The following is a 21,337-nucleotide window of genomic DNA, read 5'->3' on the forward strand; positions in this document are numbered from 1 at the left end:
GGCTCCCAGTAGACGACTGGGTTGATAGGCCGGATATGGAAGCCCTGTGAGGGGTGGAGTTGACCGGTACTAATAGGCCGAGGGCTTGTCCTCAGTTGCTCGCGTCCACTGTGTTGTTCTGAAACAACGACCCCCGGTTCCTGGCCAGGAACCGGGTGCGGTTGACAGTTTCATAGTGTTTCGGTGGTCATAGCGTGAGGGAAACGCCCGGTTACATTCCGAACCCGGAAGCTAAGCCTCACAGCGCCGATGGTACTGCAGGGGGGACCCTGTGGGAGAGTAGGACGCCGCCGAACAATCATTGTGAAGAACCCCCGTCGGGAAACCGGCGGGGGTTCTTTGCGTTCCGCCCGAATTCTGCGGAGAAAGCCGTGAATTCGCCGGCACGGCAGGCCCCGAGCCGCCCCGGCCGGGCGCGGCACCCTCCGCAGCCCATCAAAATGGCGCTAAAACTCCCAGCTCAAGGCCCGGATCGCTGGCAAAGCGACGTCTTCGCCGTAGTCTCGAAGGCGAAGGGAACTGGTGTCCGGGATGGCAGCCAGCTTCGGTCGGATCAAGAATGGTGCACATGGGACGCGGCAGGCTACGGATCTACCTCGGGGCGGCCCCCGGGGTCGGCAAGACGTACGCCATGCTCGCGGAGGCGCACCGGCGGCTGGAGCGCGGCACGGACGTCGTGGCCGCGTTCGTCGAGGACCACGGGCGCCGGCACACGGCGGCCCAGGTGGAGGGGCTCGAGCTGGTGCCGCGGCGGGAGCTGACGCACCGCGGGGCCGTCTTCACGGAGCTGGACCTGGACGCGCTGCTGGCGCGCCGGCCGCAGGTGGCTCTGGTGGACGAGCTGGCACACACCAATGTGCCGGGGTGCCGGAACGAGAAGCGCTGGCAGGACGTCGAGGAACTGCTCGCGGCCGGGATCGATGTCATCTCGACGGTGAACATCCAGCACCTGGAGTCGCTCGGGGACGTGGTCGAGGGCATCACCGGAGTGCGGCAGCGGGAGACCGTGCCGGACGAGGCGGTGCGCCGGGCGGACCAGATCGAGCTGGTCGACATGTCGCCGCAGGCGCTCCGGCGCCGGCTCGCGCACGGCAACGTGTACGCGCCGGAGAAGGTCGACGCGGCGCTCGCCAACTACTTCCGGCCGGGGAACCTGACGGCGCTGCGGGAGCTGGCGCTGCTGTGGACGGCCGACCGGGTCGACGAGTACCTGCAGAAGTACCGGGCCGAACAGGGGATCAAGGGCACCTGGCAGGCGCGCGAGCGGATCGTGGTCGGTCTGACGGGCGGTCCGGAGGGTGCCACGCTGATCCGCCGGGCGGCCCGGATCGCGGCCCGCGGATCGGGCGGTGAGCTGCTGGCCGTGCACATCTCCCGCTCGGACGGGCTCGCCGGTTCCGGCTCGGGGTCCTCGCAGGCGCTGATCGAGCAGCGGGCGCTGGTGGAGAGCCTGGGCGGTTCGTACCACGCGGTGCTGGGGGACGATCCGGCCGCCGGACTGCTGGAGTTCGCCCGCGGGGTGAACGCGACCCAGATCGTGCTGGGCACCAGCCGCCGCCCGGCCTGGCAGTACGTCTACGGCCCCGGTGTGAGCGGCACGGTGACCCGGGAGTCGGGCGACATCGACGTGCACATCGTCACGCACGAGCACGAGGCGAAGGGCCGGGGGCGGATCCCGGTCCGCCGGGTGACCGACCTCGGCCGGACGCGGACGGTCGCGGGCTGGCTGATCGGGGTGGCGGGGCCGCCGCTGCTGGCGCTGCTGCTGATCAACGTGGACGGTCTCGGCCTGACCACGGACATGCTGCTGTTCCTGTCGCTGACGGTGTGCGCGGCGCTGGTGGGCGGCCTTTACCCGGCGATGGCCTCGGCGCTGGTCAGTTCCTCGGCGCTGAACTACTACTTCGCTCCACCGATACACACCTTCACGATCGACGAGCCGCAGAACATCCTGGCGGTGGCGATATTCACCGCCGTCGGCATCGCCGTGGCCTCGGTGGTCGACCTGGCGGCCCGGCGGACCCATCAGGCGGCCCGCAGCCAGGCCGAGGCGCAGACGCTCAGCGCGCTGGCGGGCACGGTGCTGCGCGGGGCGCCCAGCGGGGACGGGGTGCTGACCGCGCTGATGGAGCAGGTCCGGGAGACCTTCCAGCAGGAATCGGCGGCGTTGCTGGAGCGGCCCGACCCGCTCGGGGCGTGGCACCCGGTGGCGACGGCGGGCCCGCGCCCGCCGCAGCGGCCGGAGACGGCCGACGTCGACGTGCCGGTCGGGGAGAACCTGGCCCTGGCGCTGCGGGGCCGGGTGCTGCCGGGCGAGGACCGGCGGCTGCTCGGCGCGTTCGCGGCCCAGGCCGCCGTGGTGCTGGAGCGCCGGCGGCTGGCGGGGGAGGCGGCGGCCGCGCGCCGCGAGGCGGAGGGCAACCGGATCCGGACCGCGCTGCTGGCGGCGGTCTCGCACGATCTGCGGACCCCGCTGGCCGGGATCAAGGCCTCGGTGAGTTCGCTCCGCTCGGCGGACGTGGAGTGGGACGAGGCGGACGAGGCGGAGCTGCTGGCCGGGATCGAGGAGGGCGCGGACCGGCTCGACCACCTGATCAACAATCTGCTCGACATGAGCCGGCTGCAGACCGGTACGGTCACCCCGCTGATCCAGGAGACCGATCTGGACGAGGTGGTGCCGTTCGCACTGGGCGGTGTCCCGCCGGGAGCCGTCCGGCTGGACGTGCCGGAGTCCCTGCCGATGATCCGGGCGGACGGCGGGCTGCTGGAACGCTCGCTCGCCAATCTGATCGAGAACGCCGTGAAGTACAGCCCGGAGGGGGTGAAGGTGCTGGTCAAGGCCGGTGCGCTGCGGCCGCCGGGGGAGCCGGGCCGGGTCGAGCTGCGGATCGTGGACCGGGGCCCGGGGGTACCGGAGGACGCCAAGGAGCGGATCTTCGCGCCCTTCCAGCGCTACGGCGACGCGCCGCGCGGGGCCGGGGTGGGGCTCGGGCTCGCGGTGGCGCGGGGCTTCGTCGAGGCGATGGACGGCTCCGTGACGGCCGAGGACACCCCGGGCGGCGGGCTGACCATGGTGGTCACCCTGCCGGCCGCCGAGCGGGTGCCCGGACCGGGGGACCCCCCGGGGTCCGGGCTTCCCGCGGCTCCCGCATGACCGGCGCCGCCCCGGGAGCGCCCGGGGCCGGACGGCTCCCCCCGTACGACCGTTCGCCCGGCCACCGTTCGCCCGAGAGCCGGGCCGCGGCCGCACGGCCGCCCGAAGGCCGGGCCCCGCACGACCGGTCGCCCGACGACCACCTCCCGATCCGACAGCCCCGAAAGGCGGAGCCCGCATGACCCGGGTCCTCGTCGTGGACGACGAACCGCAGATCGTCCGCGCGCTGGTGATCAACCTCAAGGCCCGCAAGTACGAGGTCGACGCGGCGCACGACGGCGCGAGCGCCCTGGAGCTCGCCGCCGCCCGCCACCCCGACGTCGTCGTCCTCGACCTCGGCCTGCCCGACATGGACGGGGTCGAGGTGATCAGGGGCCTGCGCGGCTGGACCCGGGTGCCGATCATCGTGCTCTCGGCCCGGCACGCCTCCGACGAGAAGGTCGAGGCCCTGGACGCGGGCGCCGACGACTACGTCACCAAGCCCTTCGGCATGGACGAACTGCTCGCCCGGATGCGCGCCGCCGTCCGCCGGGCCGAGCCGGTCGCGGGTGAGGACGACTCGGTGGTGGTCACCGAGAGCTTCACCGTCGACCTGGCGGCGAAGAAGGTGAACCGGGACGGCGGCGACATCCGCCTTACCCCGACCGAGTGGCATCTGCTGGAGGTCCTGGTCCGCAACGCGGGCCGGCTGGTCAGCCAGACCCAGCTGCTCCAGGAGGTGTGGGGACCGGCCTACCGCACCGAGACGAACTATCTGCGGGTGTACCTCGCCCAGCTGCGGCGCAAGCTCGAACGGGACCCCTCCCACCCGCGCCACTTCATCACCGAGCCGGGGATGGGCTACCGCTTCGAGGCGTGAGCGGGCGGGCGTCCGGGAGCGCGCGACGGCCGCCGCGGGACGTCAGGAGGAGGCCCGGGAGGCTCCCGGGCGTCCTGCGCGGCCTGCCGCCCGGGGCCCCGGAACCGGTACCCTTCCGGCATGAGTGGTGACAACAGCAGCGGCCAGCCACAGGGGCGCTTCCGCCGCATGCTCAGCCGGCTGACCTCCTCCGCGGAGGAGCTCCAGGCCGAGGAGCTGCGGCAGGAGATCGCGGCGGAGTCGGGCTGTACCCCGATCGCCAGCTGCGGGGACCGGGAACTGGTCACCGTCGCGGGCACCCTGCGCACCGTGACGCTGCGCCCGAGGGCCGGTGTGCCGGCCCTGGAGGCGGAGCTCTTCGACGGTACCGAGGCGCTGGACGTGGTCTGGCTCGGTCGCCGCTCCATCATGGGCATCGAGCCGGGGCGCCGTCTGGTCGCCAGCGGCCGGATCAGTCATGCGCGCGGTCGGCGGGTGCTGTTCAACCCCCGCTACGAGCTGCGTCCGGTCGGACACGGGAGCGAATGAGCGTGAGCAAGCAGTCCGGCGGGGATTCCGCCGCCCAGCTCGGTCTGGTGGAGGCCGACGCCGAGGAGGCCGCCCGGCAGGCGCAGGCCTCGCGGGAGGCCGCCGACACCGTGATGAAGGCGTTCGGCGGGGTCCGGGGCATGATCGACATGACCCTGCCCGGTCTGGTCTTCATCGTCACGTACAACATCACCCACAAGGTGCCGGCGGCCGCCTGGGCGGCGCTGGCCCTGAGCGCGCTGTTCGTGGTCGCGCGGCTGCTGAAGCGGGAGACCGTCCAGCACGCCTTCAGCGGGGTGTTCGGCGTCGCGATCGGTGCCTGGATCTCGATGAAGACCGGCAAGGCGGAGAACTTCTACCTGCCCGGCCTGCTCTGGAACGTCGGCTACTGCGTGGGCCTGGCCGTGTCGGCGCTGGTCCGGTGGCCGCTGATCGGCATCATGCTGGGCCCGGTGACCGGCGAGATGTTCACCTGGCGCAAGGAGAACCCGGGCCGGCTGGCCGCCTACACCAAGGCCACCTGGGCCTGGGTGGTGATCATGGGCATCAAGCCGCTGATCCTCTTCCCGCTGTACTTCACCCACAACGTCAACCTGCTGGGCTGGCTCAAGGTCGCCCTGGGCATTCCGCCGCTGCTGCTGGCGATGTACGTGACCTGGCAGATCCTGCTGAAGGCGCCGCCGCCGATCAAGGCGCAGCTGGACGAGGAGCCGGAGGAGGGGCAGGCGCGGTCCGACCACGAGCACTCCGCCGGCGGTCCGGCCCGGGGGAACTGACCGGACCGGTACCGGTACGGCACGCGGGGCCCGCACTCTTCACGAGTGCGGGCCCCGCGTGCTGTGCGGCGTTGCCGCTACTGGGTGCCCGGGGCGCTGGAGAGCAGGTCCTCCAGCTCCTCCTCGCGTTCCTGGGCCGCCACGAAGAGCAGCTCGTCGCCGCCCTCCAGGGTGTCGTCCTTGCCCGGCACCAGGACCCGGCCCTCGCGGATGATCGTCACCAGGGCGGTGTCCTGCGGCCAGGCCACGTCGCCGACCCGGGTGCCGACCAGCTCGGTGTCGGAGGCGAGGGTCAGTTCGACGAGGTTGGCGTTGCCCTGGCTGAAGCGCATCAGCCGGACCAGGTCGCCGACGCTGACGGCCTCCTCGACCAGGGCGGACATCAGGCGCGGGGTGGAGACGGCGACGTCCACGCCCCAGGACTCGTTGAAGAGCCACTCGTTCTTCGGGTTGTTCACCCGGGCGACCACCCGGGGCACCCCGTACTCGGTCTTCGCGAGCAGCGAGACGACCAGGTTGACCTTGTCGTCGCCGGTCGCGGCGATCACCACGTGGCAGCGCTGCAGTGCCGCCTCGTCGAGCGAGGTGATCTCGCAGGCGTCGGCCAGCAGCCACTCCGCCATGGGGACCCGCTCCACCGAGATGGAGTTCGGGTTCTTGTCGATCAGCAGGACCTCGTGGCCGTTCTCCAGCAGCTCGCCCGCGATCGAGCGGCCGACGGCGCCGGCTCCGGCAATGGCGACTCGCATCAGTGGCCCTCCTTCTCCGGGCCCCGCGCGAACGCGGCCTCGACCGTCGTCAGGTCGGCGCGGCGCAGCATCACGTGCACCAGGTCGCCCTCCTGGACCACCATCTGGGGCGAGGGCAGCACGCCCTCGCCGAGCCGGGTGAGGAACGCGACCCGGGTGCCGGAGGACTCCTCCAGCTCGCTCACCCGGCGGCCGACCCACTCCGGGGCGTAGGCGACCTCGGCGAGCTGGACGGCGCCGCTCGGGTCCTGCCAGAGCGGCTCGGCGCCGCTCGGCAGCAGCCGGCGCAGCATCTGGTCGGCCGTCCAGCGGACGGTGGCGACGGTCGGGATGCCCAGGCGCTGGTAGACCTCGGCGCGACGGGGGTCGTAGATCCGGGCCGCGACGTTCTCCACACCGAAGTTCTCGCGGGCCACCCGGGCGGCGATGATGTTGGAGTTGTCGCCGCTGGAGACGGCGGCGAAGGCGCCGGCCTCCTCGATGCCCGCCTCCTTCAGGGTGTCCTGGTCGAAGCCGACCCCGGTCACCCGGCGCCCGTTGAACCCGGCACCCAGCCGGCGGAACGACGTCGGGTCCTGGTCGACCACGGCCACCGAGTGGCCCTGTTTCTCCAGTGCGCGGGCGAGCGCGGAGCCCACCCGGCCGCAGCCCATGATGACGATGTGCACCGGCGCTACCTCACCCGTCGCGTTGGGGCCATGACCTGCGCAAACACCGCTGAATCTCCGTTTCCCCGCCCCGGTGTCCGGGGCGGGCGTCCTCGTGGGGCTCGGTACGACAACCTGAGTGTTGCCGCCCTGCTCGTATCCGACACGCTAGCCGGTCCACCGAACACAGTCGCGACGAAGGGGCACCCCGACGGGCGGGACGGGGGTGGCCCTGCGGACCCCGGCGTCGACTACCCCTACGATTCCTTAACGTGCCTATGCCGACTGACCTACCGAAACGCATCCTGATCGGGCGTGCGTTGCGCAGCGACAAGCTGGGGGAGACTCTGCTCCCCAAGCGCATCGCGCTGCCCGTCTTCGCCTCGGACGCGCTCTCCTCGGTCGCGTACGCGCCCGAGGAGATCCTGCTGACACTCTCCCTGGCGGGTGCCTCGGCCATCCACTTCTCGTGGCAGATCGGCGTCGTCGTCGCCATCGTCATGCTCGCCGTGGTGGCCTCCTACCGGCAGAACGTGCATGCCTACCCGAGCGGCGGCGGCGACTACGAGGTCGCCACCGTGAACCACGGCCCCAACTCCGGCCTGGTGGTCGCGAGCGCGCTGATGGTCGACTACATCCTCACCGTCGCGGTCTCCACGACCTCGGGCGTGGCCAACGTGGTGTCGGCGGTGCCGGCGCTGCGCGGTCACGAGCTGACCCTGTCGGTGGTCGTGGTCATCGTGCTGATGGGCATGAACCTGCGCGGTGTGCGGGAGTCCGGTTCGGCCTTCGCCGTCCCGACCTACGCCTTCATGGTCGGCGTGCTGGGCATGGTGGTGTACGGGGTGGTCCGGCACTTCGGCCTGGGGCAGGACATGCCCGCCGAGAGCTCCGGCTTCCATCTGCAGGCGACGCCGGGGAACGAGTCCCTGGCGGGCTTCGCCATGGTGTTCCTGCTGCTCAAGGCGTTCTCCTCGGGCTGTGCGGCGCTGACCGGCGTCGAGGCGATCTCCAACGGCGTGCCCGCGTTCCGCAAGCCGAAGAGCAAGAACGCGGCGACCACCCTGCTGATGATGGCCAGCATCGCGGTCGTGATGTTCATGGGCATCATCTGGCTGGCCCGGCTGACCGGCGTCCAGATGGCCGAGCAGCCCGCGGAGCAGCTGGTCGGCGTGCCCGGCGACTACCACCAGAAGACCGCGCTGGCGCAGATCAGCGAGGCCGTGTTCTCCAACTTCACGCCGGGCTTCTACTTCGTCGCGGCCGTGACCGGCCTGATCCTGGTGCTGGCCGCGAACACCGCGTTCAACGGCTTCCCGGTGCTGGGCTCGATCCTGGCCCAGGACCGCTACCTGCCGCGCCAGCTGCACACCCGCGGTGACCGGCTGGCCTTCTCCAACGGCATCATCCTGCTGGCGCTGGCCGCGATCCTGTTCATCATCGCCTTCGACGCGGACCCGACCCGGCTGATCCAGCTCTACATCGTCGGCGTCTTCGTGTCGTTCAACATGAGCCAGTCCGGCATGATCCGGCACTGGACCCGGCACCTGCGCACCGAGACCGACCCGGCCAAGCGCCGCCACATGCAGCGCAGCCGGGCGATCAACACCTTCGGCCTGGTGATGACCATGGCCGTGCTGATCGTCGTGCTCGCCACCAAGATCAGCCACGCCTGGATCGCGATCGCGGCGATGGTCGTGCTGTTCGTGATGATGAAGGCGATCCGCCGGCACTACGACCGGGTCTCGGCGGAGCTGGTCGCCGCCGAGGAGCCGGACGACGTGGTGCTGCCGACCCGGGTGCACGCCATCGTCCTGGTCTCCAAGCTGCACAAGCCGGCGCTGCGCGCGCTGGCGTACGCGCGGCTCGCCCGGGCGCACACCCTGGAGGCGGTGACGGTGAACGTCGATCCGGCGGACACCGCGGCGCTGCGCGCGGAGTGGGACGAGCGCGGCATCGAGGTGCCGCTGAAGGTCCTGGACTCGCCGTACCGGGAGATCACCGCGCCGGTGCTGGACTACGTGAAGAACCTGCGCCGCAGCAGTCCGCGCGACGTGGTCTCGGTCTACATCCCGGAGTACGTGGTCGGCCACTGGTACGAGCACCTGCTGCACAACCAGAGCGCGCTGCGGCTGAAGGGCCGGCTGCTGTTCAAGCCGGGGGTGATGGTGACCTCGGTGCCGTGGCAGCTGGAGTCGTCCGAGCGGCGCAAGCCGCAGAAGGCCTGGTCGGCGCCGGGTGCGGTGCGACGAGGTGAGCCCCGGGCGCCGAAGGCCGTAAAGTCGGAAGTCTCGGCGAAGCCCGCCGGGTCGGCTGACAGCGGCAAGAAGGACTCCTCCCAGTGACCCGCAACACCCCGTCTCGTTCCAACGGCTCCTCCGGCAAGGGTGCCCGCAAGGGCGGTTCGTCCGGCCGGCCCGGGCAGGTGGCCCGGCCCCGCTGGGGCAAGCCGCAGCGGCCGGAGGCGACCGACCGCGACGGATTCACCGCGCGGACGGCGCCGCTCGCGCCGGAGGAGCGCGCTCCGGAGCGGGCCGAGCGTTCCGAGCGCACCGAGCGCACCGACCGGCCGGAGAAGTCCGGACGCTCCGAGCGGTCCGGGGGTGCGGGGCGGCCGGCGAAGTCCGGGCGGGCCGAGCGTGCGCCGCGCGGCGAGCGCGAGGGCCGTTCCGACCGCTCCGACCGTTCGGGTCAGCAGGGTCAGCCGGGCGACCGGTCGAAGGACGGCGCGCGCCCGCGCAAGCAGGCCGTGCGCCCGCCCCGCGCGCTGCGCTCCACCGTCCGCGCGCCCCGGGCCGAGTCCGCGCCCAAGGCGCCCGCCGGTGACCCGCTGGTCGGCGAGCGCTACGAGGTCGAGGTCGGCCCGGTCGCCCACGGCGGCGGGCACTGCGTGGCGCGGCACGAGGGCCGGGTGCTGTTCGTCCGGCACGCGCTGCCGGGCGAGAGGGTGATCGCCCAGGTCACCGAGGGCACCTCCTCCTCGCGGTTCCTGCGCGCCGACGCGGTCGAGGTGCTGGAGCCCGCCAAGGAGCGGATCGCTCCGCCGTGCCCGTTCGCCGGGCCCGGCAAGTGCGGCGGCTGCGACTGGCAGCACGTGACGCCCGGTGGCCAGCGCAAGCTCAAGGTGCAGGTGCTGACCGAGCAGCTGGCCAAGCTCGCCGGCCTGACCCCGGCCGAGGCCGGCTGGGACGGCAGTGTCGAGCCGGTCGGCGACAAGCTGCCGGCCGGGCAGGTGCCGGCCTGGCGCACCCGGATCCAGTACGCGGTCGACCCGGGCACCGGCAAGGTGGGGCTGCGCAAGCACCGCTCGCACGACATCCAGCCGATCGACCGCTGCCTGATCGCGGCCGAGGGCGTCACCGAGCTGGGCGTGGAGGCGCACGACTGGCCGGGCGTCGCCTCGGTCGAGGTCATCGCCGCCGCCGGCTCCTCCGACCGCCAGGTGGTGCTCACCCCGGCCCCGGGCGCCCAGCTGCCGCTGGTCGAGCTGGACCGGCCGGTCTCCATCAGCCGGATCGACGAGCAGGGCGACTACCACCGGGTGCACGGCCGGAACTTCGTCCGGGAGCGGGCCGCCGGGCGGACCTGGCGGGTCAGCGACGGCGGCTTCTGGCAGATCCACCCCGAGGCCCCGGACACGCTGGTCGACGCCGTCATGGACGGTCTGGACCCGCAGTGGGGCGAGAACGCGCTGGACCTGTACTGCGGGGTGGGCCTGTTCGCGGGCGCGCTGGCCGACCGGGTCGGCGAGGACGGCGCGGTGCTCGGCATCGAGTCCGGCAAGCAGGCGGTGGCCGACGCCCGGCACAACCTGGCCGCGCTGGAGAACGTCCGGATCGAGTGCGACCGGGTGGAGACGCTGCTGCCGCGCACCGGTATCACCGCCACCGACCTCGTCGTACTCGACCCGCCGCGCGCGGGGGCCGGGCGGGAGACCGTCGCGCACCTGGCCGGTCTCGGCGCCCGCCGGATCGCGTACGTGGCGTGCGACCCGGCGGCGCTGGCCCGGGACCTCGGGTTCTTCCGCGAGGGCGGTTACCGTCCGGTGTCGCTGCGGGCGTTCGACCTGTTCCCGATGACGCACCACTTCGAGTGCGTGGCGATCCTGGAGCCGATCGCGGGCGCGTAGGCGCCGCGGGAGGCACGGGCAAGGAAGGGCAGGGCGGTCCGGCACAGGACTGCACCGGACTGCACAGGACGGAGGCGGTACCCGGCGTTCGCGCGGGTACCGCCTCCGTCGTCTCGTGGGCCGGTGCGGCGGCTCAGGGCAGGTTGTGCTCCTCTTCCCGGGCGTCGTGCGGCAGGTCGACGCCGTGCTGGGCGGCGAGCCGCAGCAGCCCGGCGATCCGGCCCTCGTACGCCTGGACGCCGTCGGCGTCCCCCTCGGCCCGGGCGGCCGCGAGTTCCTTGCGGGCCTGGTCGAGCTGCTCGCGCAGCTCCTGGTCGAACATGGCTGTCATTGCCGGCCTCCACAACCGGTCGGTGCCGCTCCAGGGAATGCTCAGGGCACTTCAGAGTCTCCGAAGGTGAAGAACTCTTCAAGTCTCACTCCCGGCGGGCCCGGGCGCGTCGGACGACGGGGGAGCGGGTAGTCGGTAGGGGCGTACGGCGGGCGTGCCGGTGGGGCGTGCGGGTGTGCGCCGGTGGGGCGCGCGGCGGATGTGCGAGCCCTTGTTGTGCTAGCACTTCGGCGCTAGCTTGAAGTCATGGGTAAGAAGCAGCTGAACGTCCGGGTGGACGCCACCACCGCGGAGATGGCCCGGGAGCGGGCGGAGCAGCAGGGGATCAGCATGAACCAGTACATCGAACGCCTGGTCCAGCAGGACATGGGCGAGGCGGGCCGGGTCTTCGTCGACGCGGCCGCGCAGTTCATGAAGGAGTACGAGACGGCCTTCCTGGCCGAGTTCGGCGAGCAGCGGGGCGAGGCCGACCTCCAGGACGTGCGCCGTTGAAACTGGAGGTCGACCTCTCGTGGCTGCTCATGACCGCCGAGCAGTACACGCCCGGTGACCCGCAGGTCACCGACTACGGATCGCTGCTCGCCGCCGTCGCCCGGCACCAGGCCGAGATCTTCGACATCGCCGTCTACCCCGAGCCGCAGGACCGCGCCGCCGCCCTCATGCACCAGCTGATCCGGGTGCCGGCGCTCGAGAAGACCAACGAGCTGTTCGCCACCGCCGTCGCGTACGCCTACCTGGTGGCCAGCGGCTGCACGGTGGCCACCACCGCCCGCGAGGTGCGCAGCCTCGCCCGGGCCATCCGTGAGGGGCGGCTGACCGTCTCCGGGGTGGCGGACCGGCTGGCCGTCTGGGTGGTGGACGAGGCCGAGGACGAGGAGGTCAGCGGCGAGGACGACGACGAGGCGGAGTGAGCGGCGGGGGCGGGAGCGGCGGCCGGGGAGGCCGGGGGGATCAGTGGGACCCGGTCTCCGGTTCGGCTGTCGGGGCGGCTGCCCGTTCGGCTGCCGGTTCGGCGATCAGTGCGGTCGCGAAGGAGCGGAAACCCGCCCGGCGGTAGATCCGGGCCACGTCCTCGTCCGCGGCGGACAGGAACACCGTCCGCACCCCGCCGGCCCGGGCGTGCGCGACCAGGGCCGCGGTGACCGCCTGCGCGAGGCCCCGCCGCCGGGCCGAGGGGAGGGTGCCCACCCCGGCCACCTCGGTGACCTCGCCGACCGGGTTGTGCTGGCCCGCGCAGAGCGCCGTGCCGTCACCGAAGGCCGCCGCGAGCGCCGTCATCCCGGCGGTGATCCGCCCGGCGAGCCGCTCCGCGCTTCCGTCCGCCTTCAACGCCTCGGCCCGTACGGCGAGTTCGGCCGGACCGGCGCTGCCGACGCCGGTGCCCGGCTCGCCGAAGGCCAGGTGCGGAACGGCCAGTGCCTCGGCGAGGGCCGGATCGTCGGCGGCCAGCACCCGTACCGACACGCCGTCCGGTCGGGCGACGTCCCCGGGCCCGTCCCCGTGGGTCTCCGGACGCCCGCTCCCGTGCTCGTCCGGATGTCCGTCCCGCGGGCCGAGTACCAGCAGCGGATGCTCGTGCACGGTCAGTCCCGCCTCCTCCACGGCGGCGCGCAGCAGCGGGTCGTGCTCCGCGACCCACTCGAAGGCCTCCGGCAGTCCCAGCTCGCGCTGGCGGGCCCGTACCCGGCGGACGTCCTCCGCGGTGACGGCCGGGCCCGCGTGGCCCAGCGCCGGCCGGGCGTAGTACGGCCAGCCGGTGCCTTCCGCGACGAACAGGCTGAGCGGGCCGAAGTCCTCGACCCGGGCGGAGCTGCGCGGAACGGCGTCGTAGTAGCGCTCGATCGCTTCGAGGAGGGCCGGGGCGGGCTGCGTCGGTTCGGCGCCGGCGTTCGGGGCGCTCGGGTCGGTGGTGGCGGTGGTGGCGTCCGGGGCGGTGGCTGCGGGATCGTGGGAGGTCACGCGGTGCATCAAAGCAGGCCCGCCGCGTTCCCGCCGGGAATTTCCGGACGGCCCGCCCGGTCCCGTCCGGCTCCGGCTTCGCCCGCCTGGGTCCGCCTGGGTTCGCCTCCGTCCGGCTCCGTCCGGCCGGGTCCGCTCCCGCCCCGCGCCGGCGTGACCTGCGGAGCGGCCCGGCGGCCGTTCGGCCCGGGCATTTCACCGCGATTGTTGCCGAACGCTTACAGGCCGGGCGATCTTGTGTGGGAGCCGCGTGGCATCCTGGGGCTTTTACAGCTCTGCCGGACGTGAACGGCGGACGTCCGCGCTGGGCGAAGCGAGGGGGATGACTGGCTCATGAGGCTCTGCTTTCTGGTGGAGGAGCACTACCGGCACGACGGCATGCCGCTCGACGTCGTACGCCAACTCACCGCGTGGGGGCACCGGGTGGACGTGGTGCGCCCCGGCGACTCGCTGATGGCGATCTCCGAGGCGGTCCGGGCCGGCAGCCACGACGCCTGGGTGCTCAAGACCGTCTCCGGCGGACCGGGCCTCACCCTGCTGGAGGCCGCCGCCGCCGTCGGCCTCACCACCGTCAACGACGTCCGGTCCATCCGCGGCGTCCGCGACAAGGCCCTCGCCTCCGTGATCGCCCGCACCCGGGGGCTGCCCGTCCCCGTCACCTACGCGGCCGCCCGGTGGGAACGGCTCGCCGAGATCCCCGCGGCCGAGTACCCGCTGGTCGTCAAGCCCGCCGACGGCAGCTCCGGGCGCGCCGTGCGGCTCGTCCGCGACCCCGGGCACCTCGCCGAACTCGGTCCCCTGCTGGCCGGCGAGGGCCTGCTGATCGCCCAGCCCTACGTGCCCAACTCCGGCACCGACCTCAAGGTGTACTGCGTCGACGGCGAGCTGTACGCGACCGAGCGGTGCTCGCCGCTCAACCCCGACCAGGGGGTGCGGGAGCGGCAGGTGCCGCTGCCCGCCGAGGTCGCGCGGATCGCCGCGCAGGTCGGCGAGGTGTTCGGGCTCGACCTCTACGGCGTCGACGTGCTGCTCGGGCCGGACGGTCCGGTGGTCGTCGACATCAACGACTTCCCGAGCTTCCGGCAGGTGCCGGACGCGGTCGCGCGAGTCGCGCGGGCGGTGCTGCGGCTGGCCCGCACCGGCACGGCGGTCACGGCCCCTGCGGTGGCGCTCGACGCCTCGGGGCTGGAGGCGGTCGGGCTGGGGGCCGGAGCGGTCCTGATGCCCGCGCAGGGCGGCGGCGCGGCGGTCGGGGCCGGCGTCGCGGGCGGACTCGGGGGCGGTGGCGTCGCGGTCGGCGGTGTCGGCGTCGGCATGGGTGGTGTGGGTGTGGGTGGTGTCGGTGTGAGTGGTGTCGGTGTCGGTGGCATCGGGGCCGCGCCGGTCGGCGGCGCGATATGAGGATCGGACTGATCACCTCCGCCCCGGACCACCCGGTGCTCGCCGCGACCGCCGCGCTGCTGACCGCGGGCGGCCACCGCGTCGAGGTCCTCGACCCGACGTCCGGTCCGGACGGGCCGGTGCACCCGCCCGCCGACGTGTACCTGCTCAAGGCGCACACCCCGGCGGCACTCGCCCTCGCCCGGGGGCTGGAGGAGCGCGGCGTGCCCGTCGTCAACCCGGTCGCCGCCACCGAACTCTGCCAGGACCGGCTGGCCATGGCCGAACTCGCCCGGGAGGCCGGGCTGCCCTTCGCGGCCACCCGCGCCGCCGCCGACCCCGCCGAACTGCTCGCGGCGGTCGAGGCGGGGGAGCTCCTCCTGCCGATCGTCGTCAAGAGCCGGCACAGCCGCCGCCACGACCTCGTCGCCCGCGTCGACGACAGCGCCCGGCTGCGCTCCCTCACCGAGGAATGGCCGGACGAACCCGTTGTCGCCCAGCCCTACCTGCCCAGCACCGGCTGGGACCAGAAACTGTGGGTCGTCGCCGGGCAGCTGTTCTGCGCCCGCCGCCGCTCCGAGCTCGCCGGTCCCGAACACGCCGAACTGCCCGGCGGTGAAGGCGGGTTCGGGCTCGCCGAGCTGTCCGCCGAGCGGGCCGCGGTGGCCCTGCGGGCGGGCGAGGTGTTCGGCCTCGACGTCTACGGCGTCGACCTGCTGGACGGGCCGGGCGAACCGGTGGTCGTCGACGTCAACGCCTTCCCGGGCATCCGGGGACAGGCCGGGGCGCCCGAGGCGCTCGCCGCGCTCGCGCTGCGGGTCGGCCGGGCGGGGTCGGCGACCGGCTCGGCGGCCGGGGTCCCCCGCCAGCGGGCGGACGGCACCGGCACCGCGACGCCGGCACCGGCGGATGCGGGGCCGGGCGCCGCCGCTGGTTAGGCTGGCACTCCCGGCCCGAGCAGACGACCGAGCACACGACCGGGCCGCGAGAGAAGACGGACCCTTGCTGCAGGACATCGAGCCCTACCTGGCGTGCCCGCACTGCGCGCGGCCGCTCACCCTCGACGGGCGCACCCTGCGCTGCCCCGGCGGGCACAGCCACGACCTCGCCAAGCAGGGCTACGTCAGCCTGCTCGCCGGTGACGCCCACACCGGCACCGGGGACACCGCCGAGATGGTCGCCGCCCGGGGCGACTTCCTCGCCGCCGGCCACTACCGGCCGATCGCCGACGCGCTCACGGAGGCAGCCGTCGCGGCCGTCGCCGGAGCCGAAGCCGAAGCCGGTGGTGACGCCACCGGTGACGGTGGTGCCGGTGCCGGTGCCGGTGCCCGTGGGCTGGTCGCCGACCTCGGCGCGGGCACCGGCCACTACCTCGCCCACGTCCTGGACGCCCTGCCCGGCCGGCCCGGTGCCGCCCTCGACATCTCCAAGTACGCGCTGCGCCGCGCCGCCAGGGCCCACCCCCGGATCGGCGCCGTGGTCTGCGACGCCTGGCGGCCGCTGCCCCTGCTGGACGCCTCCGCCGACCTCGTCCTCAATGTGTTCGCCCCGCGCAACGGACCCGAGATCCGCCGCGTGCTGCGGCCCGGCGGCACCCTGCTGCTGGTCTCGCCCACCGCCCGGCACCTGCGCGAACTCGTCAACACCCTGGGCCTGTTGTCCGTCGACGAGGAAAAGCAGCGACGCATCGACGAGAAGCTCGGGCCCTACCTGACGCCCGCCGGGCGGCGCGAGGTCGAGTTCACCGTGCGGCTGTCCGCCGAGGACGTGCGGACCGTGGTGGGCATGGGGCCGAGCGCCTGGCACACCGACCCGGCCCGGCTCGCGGAGCGGCTCGCAGCCCTGCCCGACCCGGTCGAGGTGACGGCCTCCGTCACCGTCGCCGCCTACCGGCGCTGAACCGGCGGACCGGCCCCCGGCGCGGGGGCCGGCCGCCCGGCGCCGCGGCCCCGTGCCGCAGCCCTGCGCCGGAGTCACCCCGATGGGATGAATCTGCCGGGCAGGCACGTTTCTGCCGCGTGACCTGCGGCTAACGTCCGACGGGTGAATCGCGACGCCACCCGCCCCGCCCGGCCGGCCCACCCGCAGCAGCGCGCCCCGGAACCAGGACCGGCGGCGGCGACCGCCCGGCGCCCGATCGTCGAGGAACTCCGGCTCACCTCCTTCAAGTCCTACCGGCGCGCGGCACTCCCGCTCGCCCCCCTCACCGTGCTGCACGGCCCGGCCGGCGTCGGCAAGTCCAACGCGCTCGACGCGCTCGCCGTCCTCTCCCGGCTCGCCCTCGGCGAGGAGATCGGCGACTCCCTCGACGGCAGGCCCGGCACCACCGGGCCGCTCGCCGCCCCCGTCCGCGGCGGCCTCGCCGGATGCGTGCCGCACGGCCGCAACGCCGTCATCCTCGGCTGCACCGTCCGCTCCCCGGACGGACCGATCGCGCTGGAGGTCGTCATCCGCACCGACGGCCCCGTCCGGATCGCCAGGGAACAGCTCACCCTCGACGGCCGGACCCTCGTCGAGACCGGCGAACAGGACCTGCGCCACCGCCGTGTCAACGTCAGCTGGCACAACGACACCCGGCAGGGCGACATCCGCGCCCCCTTCCCCAGCGGCACCCTGGTCACCGCCCAGATCCCGCTGCGCGTCGCCGGTTCCTCGCCCGGCGAGCGCAAGGTCCTCGCGGCCGCCGAACAACTGCTGACCGCGCTGCGCGAGGTCTTCCCCGTCTGCCCCGTGCCCGCCCTGATGCGGGGCTGGGCCCGCCCCCACCCGGAGGCCAGGCTGCTCAGCTCGGCCGCCAACATCTCCGCCGTCGTCGCCCGGCTCGGCAGTGAGTGCGGCCGCCGGTTCGGCCAGCTGCTGCGCGTCGTCCAGTCCGCCGCCCCGCACCCGCTGCTCGGCCTCGACCTCGCCCACCGCGGCACCGGAGCCGACCGGCGGGTGCTCGCCGTGTTCGACGAGGGCGTGCTCGGCCGCACCGGCGCCGACCAGGCCTCCGACGGCATGCTCCGCCACCTCGCTTTCGCCGCGGTGCTGCTCACCGGCGCCGGCGTGCTGGACCTCGACGTGGCCGCCGAGGTGCCGTGGGCGCAGCGGCAGCTCACCGTGCTGGCCGAGGACCTCGGGGCCGGGCTCTCCACCGACCAGGCCGCCTCGCTGCTGCGGCTCGCCCGCGACATGTCGGGGCGCAACCAGCTGCGGGTGCTCGCCACGCTCCAGGAGCCGGCGGCGGCCCGGGACGCGCTGGGCGGGGCGGGCGAACTTCCGGCCGGGGTGGCGGTGGTGGAGTGCCGGCGTGATCCGGGCTCGGGGCTCACGGTGCTGCGGACGGAGACCGCGCGGGTGCCGGTCCAGGCGGTGCGGGACGGGGCGCCGGCGGCCTCGGGACCGGTGGCGGAGCCGGGGTCGGGGTCGGTAGCGGGTTCGGGTTCGGTTTCCGTAGCGGGTTCGGGTTCGGGTTCGGGGTCGCCGGAGGGCGGGGCGTCGGGCCCCGGGGCGCACCGGACGGCGGGCGATGCGGTAGACCTGGACAGGTGAACGAACGACACACGGAACCCGCCGGGCCCGCCCTGGAGGAGCTGCGGCAACGGCTCGCCGACTTCGCCGCGGCCCGCCGCTGGGAGCCCTTCCACACCCCCAAGAACCTCGCCTCGGCCCTGACCGTGGAGGCCGGCGAACTGCTGGAGATCTTCCAGTGGCTCACCCCCGAGCAGGCGTCCGCCGTGATGGCCGACCCGGACCGCGCCCACCGGGTGCGCGACGAGGTGGCCGACGTGCTCGCCTACCTGCTCCAGTTCTGCACGGCAGTCGGGGTCGATCCGCTGACGGCCCTGGCGGCCAAGATCGAGCGGAACGAGTTGCGCTTCCCGGTCCCCGACACCCCCGCCGAGGGCGAGGAAGTCAACCCGTAGCGTCGTTCATAACCCCCGCGGGCGACGAAAGTTGTCCACAGCCACGGGCTTGTCCACAGGTTTCCGAAGTCCCGATGCGCCACCCCCGCGCCCCGTCGCACCCTCTCACCGTGACCGCACGGCAGGGCGCCGCGCGGGCGACGGAAGGGGTGTCCGGCCGTGGAAGCGCTGCGACTGATCAAGACCGCCCGGCACGCCCTGGCGGAGACCAGGAACGTGTCCGACGTGCTGGCCGAGGCCCGGCAGGCCGCGCTGCTCACCGAGGCGGTGGCCACCCGGCTCGCCAGGTCCGGCGAGGAGGGACTCTCCGGCCTCGGGCAGCTGTTGGCCGAGGCCGCCACCCACGCGGCCTGTTGCCTGGAGCATCCGGAGGAGGGCGCCTCCTCCGCGTCCGCCTTCGGCCCGGGCGGCCGGGCCCGGAGGCTCACCGAGCTCGGGGAGTTCGGGCCGATGCTCGACGAACTCGGGCGCCTGCTGAGGGACATGGGGGAGACGCTGGTCGTGCTGGCCTGCGGGGCCGACACCGAGAGCCTCTACTGGGCCTGCATCGACGGGGTCGACGCCGGCGCGGAGTGCACCCAGCTGGTCGACCAACTGCTCGACGCCGTAGGGCGGATGGCGGGGGAGCGGTCCGAGGAGTACGAGGCGGAGCGGTGCGGGGCGGCGGAGGGCGGGCCCGGGGAGCCGCTCGGGCCGGACGGTGCCCGACGGCTCCCCGAGCCGGCGACGGAGCACGAGGAGCGGTTACTGGTGCTCCGGCTCGACCCGCCGGGTCAGCGGGCGGCGGAGAGCCCGCCGTCCTCGCCGTCGGCGGAAGCGGTCGCGACGGGGGAGGTGGTACGGGCACCGATGGCCTGAAGGTCGGCGAGGTCCGCGGTCACCGAGGCGAGCAACTCCTGCATCTGCTCCAACAGGCTCTTCGGGGCGGCCGGCGCCGCCGCCCCGTCGGCGGTGGGGTACTGCGAGGCGGCGGACACCTCGGACCAGGGCTCGGACATGAGCGGACCTCTTCGGATCGGTGGTGCGGTGTGGAGCGGTTGGCGGGAGACCGGACGCGGCCCCGCCGCTGCAACCAACGAACACCCCGCCACGCGGTCACCGGGCACCACTCGATGCGGTCCAACCGCCGGTACGGGTAAGCCGACCGGGTGACCCCGGGCTTGCCGCCACCAACCCGGCTGGGCTACGGCCACCCGGGTGCACGGAGGGGCTGCCGAGGGACGTCCGTCCTCCGGGTGGCCCGCCCCACCGTGGCGGGCCACCGAGGAACGGGGCAGGCGGACGGTGGCGGGTGGCGGGTGGCGGGTGGCGGGCGGCGGGTGGCGGGCGGACGGGCGAGGGAAAGGGCAGGGGATCGGGAGGGAGGGGGAGGGGAGGGGGAGGGGTGGGGCCCCCCCGGCGCCCCCGGGGGGCCCCCCCCCCCAACAACAACAACAAAGAACAACACCCCCCCCCGCGCCCCCCCCCCCCCCCCCCCCCCCCCCCCCCCCCCCCCGGGGCGGGGGGGGGGGGGGGGGGGGGGGGGGGGGGGGGGGGGGGGGGGGGGGGGGGGGGGGCGGGGGGGGGGGGGGGGGGGGGGGGGGGGGGGGGGGGGGGGGGCCCCCCGCGGGGCGCGGGGGGGCCACCCCAGGACCAACCTTCGACTCCTCTGACCTCGTCGACCGGGCGCTCCGAGCACCCGGTCGACGTCACGGCCGGAAGGCCGACCGGCGGCGCGGAGTGGGAAGTCGACCACGCCGACTTCCCACTCCGGGGCCGCCGGCGGGCGATACCTGCCGGAACAGCTGGTGCCGGGGCTCCGAGGCGATGGCTCGGAGCCCCGGCACCAGGAGCCGGACCCTCAGGGGCGTGGGGTCAGTTGTGGGCGTGGAGGTCGGCGTTGAGGCCGCCCCAGGAGCCGGAGCGGGCGATGACCTCGACGGCGCCGGTCTGGGAGTTGCGGCGGAACAGGAGGTTGTCCTGGCCGGACAGTTCGACGGCCTTGGCCACGGTGCCGTCCGGGGTGGTCACCCGGGTGCCGGCGGTGACGTAGAGGCCGGCCTCGACGACGCAGTCGTTGCCGAGCGAGATGCCGATGCCCGCGTTGGCGCCGAGCAGGCAGCGCTCGCCGACGGAGACGACCTGCTTGCCGCCACCCGACAGCGTGCCCATGATCGAGGCACCGCCGCCGATGTCGCTGTGGTCGCCGACCACGACGCCGGCACTGATCCGGCCCTCGACCATCGAGGTGCCCAGCGTGCCCGCGTTGAAGTTGACGAAGCCCTCGTGCATCACGGTGGTGCCGACAGCCAGGTGCGCGCCGAGGCGGACGCGGTCCGCGTGGGCGATGCGCACACCGGAGGGGGCGACGTAGTCGGTCATCCGCGGGAACTTGTCGATCCCGTAGACGGCGAGCTGCCCGCCCTGGGCGCGCACGGCCAGCCGGGCCTGCTCGACCTTGTCCACCGGGACCGGGCCGATGCTGGTCCACGCCACGTTGGCGAGCAGCCCGAAGACACCGTCCAGGCTCAGACCGTGCGGCTGGACCAGGCGGTGGCTGAGCAGGTGCAGACGCAGGTAGGCGTCGTGCGCGTCGAGCGGCTTCTCGTCCAGCGAGGCGATGGCGGTGCGCACGGCGACCACCTCGACACCGCGGCGGGCGTCGGCGCGCAGTGCCTCGGCGGCACCCGAGCCCAGCTCGGCCTCGGCCTGCTCGGCGGTCAGGAGGACGGTCCCGGCCGGGCCGGGCGCGGCGGTCAGCGCGGGGGCCGGGTACCAGGTGTCGAGGACGGTGCCGTCCGCGGCGATGGTGGCCAGACCTGCGGCAACGGCGCCGCTCACGGGGGAGGTGGATTCAGCAGTCACATCGTGCACGTTAACGAATCAGGGCGGCCGTTGCCGAACGCGCTCACCGTCCGGACAGATCGGCGGGACGCGA

20 protein-coding genes and 2 rRNA genes are annotated in these 21,337 nt (G+C 73.9%); 16 read left to right on the forward strand and 6 right to left on the reverse strand.

Features of this window, described 5'->3' with window-relative positions; all coding sequences use genetic code 11:
- The 6 genes from ACIPYS_RS00005 to ACIPYS_RS00030 all read left to right on the forward strand — a co-directional run.
- A 23S ribosomal RNA gene (locus ACIPYS_RS00005) occupies positions 1–93 on the forward strand; the annotation flags it as partial.
- Between the two features lie 86 nt (positions 94–179).
- Positions 180–296, forward strand: a 5S ribosomal RNA gene (rrf, locus tag ACIPYS_RS00010).
- A 272-nt stretch (positions 297–568) separates the two neighbouring features.
- Entirely contained in the window at positions 569–3,154 is a 2,586-nt protein-coding gene (locus tag ACIPYS_RS00015; RefSeq protein WP_400741283.1) for an ATP-binding protein, read from the forward strand.
- Positions 3,155–3,332: 178 nt separating this feature from the next.
- On the forward strand, positions 3,333–4,013 hold the full coding sequence (locus tag ACIPYS_RS00020) for a response regulator (RefSeq protein ID WP_030397355.1): 681 nt from the start codon (positions 3,333–3,335) through the stop codon (positions 4,011–4,013).
- A gap of 120 nt (positions 4,014–4,133) precedes the next feature.
- Complete coding sequence (locus ACIPYS_RS00025) at positions 4,134–4,541, forward strand: OB-fold nucleic acid binding domain-containing protein (protein ID WP_030397356.1); 408 nt, start codon at positions 4,134–4,136, stop codon at positions 4,539–4,541.
- A 2-nt stretch (positions 4,542–4,543) separates the two neighbouring features.
- Positions 4,544–5,317 carry a DUF3159 domain-containing protein gene (locus ACIPYS_RS00030; RefSeq protein WP_231977782.1) on the forward strand — a complete coding sequence of 258 codons (774 nt, stop codon included), beginning with the start codon at positions 4,544–4,546 and terminating at the stop codon, positions 5,315–5,317.
- Positions 5,318–5,394: 77 nt separating this feature from the next.
- Here the strand turns inward: ACIPYS_RS00030 and ACIPYS_RS00035 are convergent, their stop codons facing one another.
- Positions 5,395–6,066: a TrkA family potassium uptake protein gene (locus ACIPYS_RS00035; protein WP_093862033.1), complete on the reverse strand. Its 672-nt coding sequence runs from the start codon at positions 6,064–6,066 to the stop codon at positions 5,395–5,397.
- On the reverse strand, positions 6,066–6,734 hold the full coding sequence (locus tag ACIPYS_RS00040) for a TrkA family potassium uptake protein (protein WP_093862034.1): 669 nt from the start codon (positions 6,732–6,734) through the stop codon (positions 6,066–6,068). Before ACIPYS_RS00040 ends, ACIPYS_RS00035 begins: the two co-directional genes overlap by 1 nt.
- Positions 6,735–6,985: 251 nt before the next feature.
- On the opposite strand from ACIPYS_RS00040, the gene ACIPYS_RS00045 reads away from it, so the two are divergent.
- Together ACIPYS_RS00045 and ACIPYS_RS00050 are read left to right on the forward strand one after the other, a co-directional pair.
- Positions 6,986–9,058, forward strand: a complete 2,073-nt coding sequence (locus tag ACIPYS_RS00045) for an APC family permease (protein WP_093862035.1) — start codon at positions 6,986–6,988, stop codon at positions 9,056–9,058.
- 485 nt (positions 9,059–9,543) lie between these two features.
- Positions 9,544–10,842, forward strand: a complete 1,299-nt coding sequence (locus ACIPYS_RS00050) for a class I SAM-dependent RNA methyltransferase (RefSeq protein ID WP_231978843.1) — start codon at positions 9,544–9,546, stop codon at positions 10,840–10,842.
- 133 nt (positions 10,843–10,975) lie between these two features.
- Here the strand turns inward: ACIPYS_RS00050 and ACIPYS_RS00055 are convergent, their stop codons facing one another.
- Entirely contained in the window at positions 10,976–11,173 is a 198-nt protein-coding gene (locus ACIPYS_RS00055) for a hypothetical protein (RefSeq protein WP_149030414.1), read from the reverse strand.
- A gap of 246 nt (positions 11,174–11,419) precedes the next feature.
- On the opposite strand from ACIPYS_RS00055, the gene ACIPYS_RS00060 reads away from it, so the two are divergent.
- A complete protein-coding gene (locus tag ACIPYS_RS00060) occupies positions 11,420–11,665 on the forward strand; it encodes a toxin-antitoxin system HicB family antitoxin (protein ID WP_030397363.1) in 246 nt (81 codons plus the stop codon).
- A complete protein-coding gene (locus tag ACIPYS_RS00065) occupies positions 11,662–12,084 on the forward strand; it encodes a fic family toxin-antitoxin system, toxin component (RefSeq protein ID WP_093862036.1) in 423 nt (140 codons plus the stop codon). The genes ACIPYS_RS00060 and ACIPYS_RS00065 overlap by 4 nt, the downstream gene beginning before the upstream one ends.
- Positions 12,085–12,124: 40 nt before the next feature.
- On the opposite strand, the gene ACIPYS_RS00070 is transcribed toward ACIPYS_RS00065, so the two are convergent.
- Positions 12,125–13,141, reverse strand: coding sequence for a GNAT family N-acetyltransferase (locus ACIPYS_RS00070; RefSeq protein WP_400741293.1), 1,017 nt, complete (start codon positions 13,139–13,141; stop codon positions 12,125–12,127).
- A 324-nt stretch (positions 13,142–13,465) separates the two neighbouring features.
- On the opposite strand from ACIPYS_RS00070, the gene ACIPYS_RS00075 reads away from it, so the two are divergent.
- The 6 genes from ACIPYS_RS00075 to ACIPYS_RS00100 all read left to right on the forward strand — a co-directional run bounded on the left by ACIPYS_RS00075 (position 13,466) and on the right by ACIPYS_RS00100 (position 19,278).
- Entirely contained in the window at positions 13,466–14,533 is a 1,068-nt protein-coding gene (locus tag ACIPYS_RS00075; RefSeq protein ID WP_093862038.1) for a RimK family alpha-L-glutamate ligase, read from the forward strand.
- Positions 14,530–15,450, forward strand: coding sequence for a RimK family alpha-L-glutamate ligase (locus tag ACIPYS_RS00080; protein ID WP_400741297.1), 921 nt, complete (start codon positions 14,530–14,532; stop codon positions 15,448–15,450). Before ACIPYS_RS00075 ends, ACIPYS_RS00080 begins: the two co-directional genes overlap by 4 nt.
- A 64-nt stretch (positions 15,451–15,514) precedes the next feature.
- Complete coding sequence (locus tag ACIPYS_RS00085; protein WP_400741300.1) at positions 15,515–16,411, forward strand: putative RNA methyltransferase; 897 nt, start codon at positions 15,515–15,517, stop codon at positions 16,409–16,411.
- Positions 16,412–16,555: 144 nt separating this feature from the next.
- Positions 16,556–18,046: an AAA family ATPase gene (locus tag ACIPYS_RS00090; protein ID WP_400741303.1), complete on the forward strand. Its 1,491-nt coding sequence runs from the start codon at positions 16,556–16,558 to the stop codon at positions 18,044–18,046.
- The gene (locus ACIPYS_RS00095) at positions 18,043–18,420 is read left to right on the forward strand and encodes a nucleotide pyrophosphohydrolase (protein ID WP_173862117.1); all 378 of its coding nucleotides are present in this window, start codon (positions 18,043–18,045) and stop codon (positions 18,418–18,420) included. The genes ACIPYS_RS00090 and ACIPYS_RS00095 overlap by 4 nt, the downstream gene beginning before the upstream one ends.
- Before the next feature lie 159 nt (positions 18,421–18,579).
- Positions 18,580–19,278, forward strand: coding sequence for a DUF6099 family protein (locus ACIPYS_RS00100; protein ID WP_400741307.1), 699 nt, complete (start codon positions 18,580–18,582; stop codon positions 19,276–19,278).
- Here ACIPYS_RS00100 and ACIPYS_RS00105 read toward each other — a convergent pair.
- Positions 19,194–19,418, reverse strand: a complete 225-nt coding sequence (locus tag ACIPYS_RS00105) for a hypothetical protein (RefSeq protein WP_159424994.1) — start codon at positions 19,416–19,418, stop codon at positions 19,194–19,196. The genes ACIPYS_RS00100 and ACIPYS_RS00105 overlap by 85 nt on opposite strands.
- A gap of 856 nt (positions 19,419–20,274) precedes the next feature.
- The gene (gene dapD, locus ACIPYS_RS00110) at positions 20,275–21,264 is read right to left on the reverse strand and encodes a 2,3,4,5-tetrahydropyridine-2,6-dicarboxylate N-succinyltransferase (RefSeq protein WP_093862043.1); all 990 of its coding nucleotides are present in this window, start codon (positions 21,262–21,264) and stop codon (positions 20,275–20,277) included.
- Positions 21,265–21,337 lie beyond the last annotated feature (73 nt).

The sequence above is a fragment of the Kitasatospora sp. NPDC089913 genome, assembly GCF_044748625.1.
Lineage (GTDB): Bacteria > Actinomycetota > Actinomycetes > Streptomycetales > Streptomycetaceae > Kitasatospora.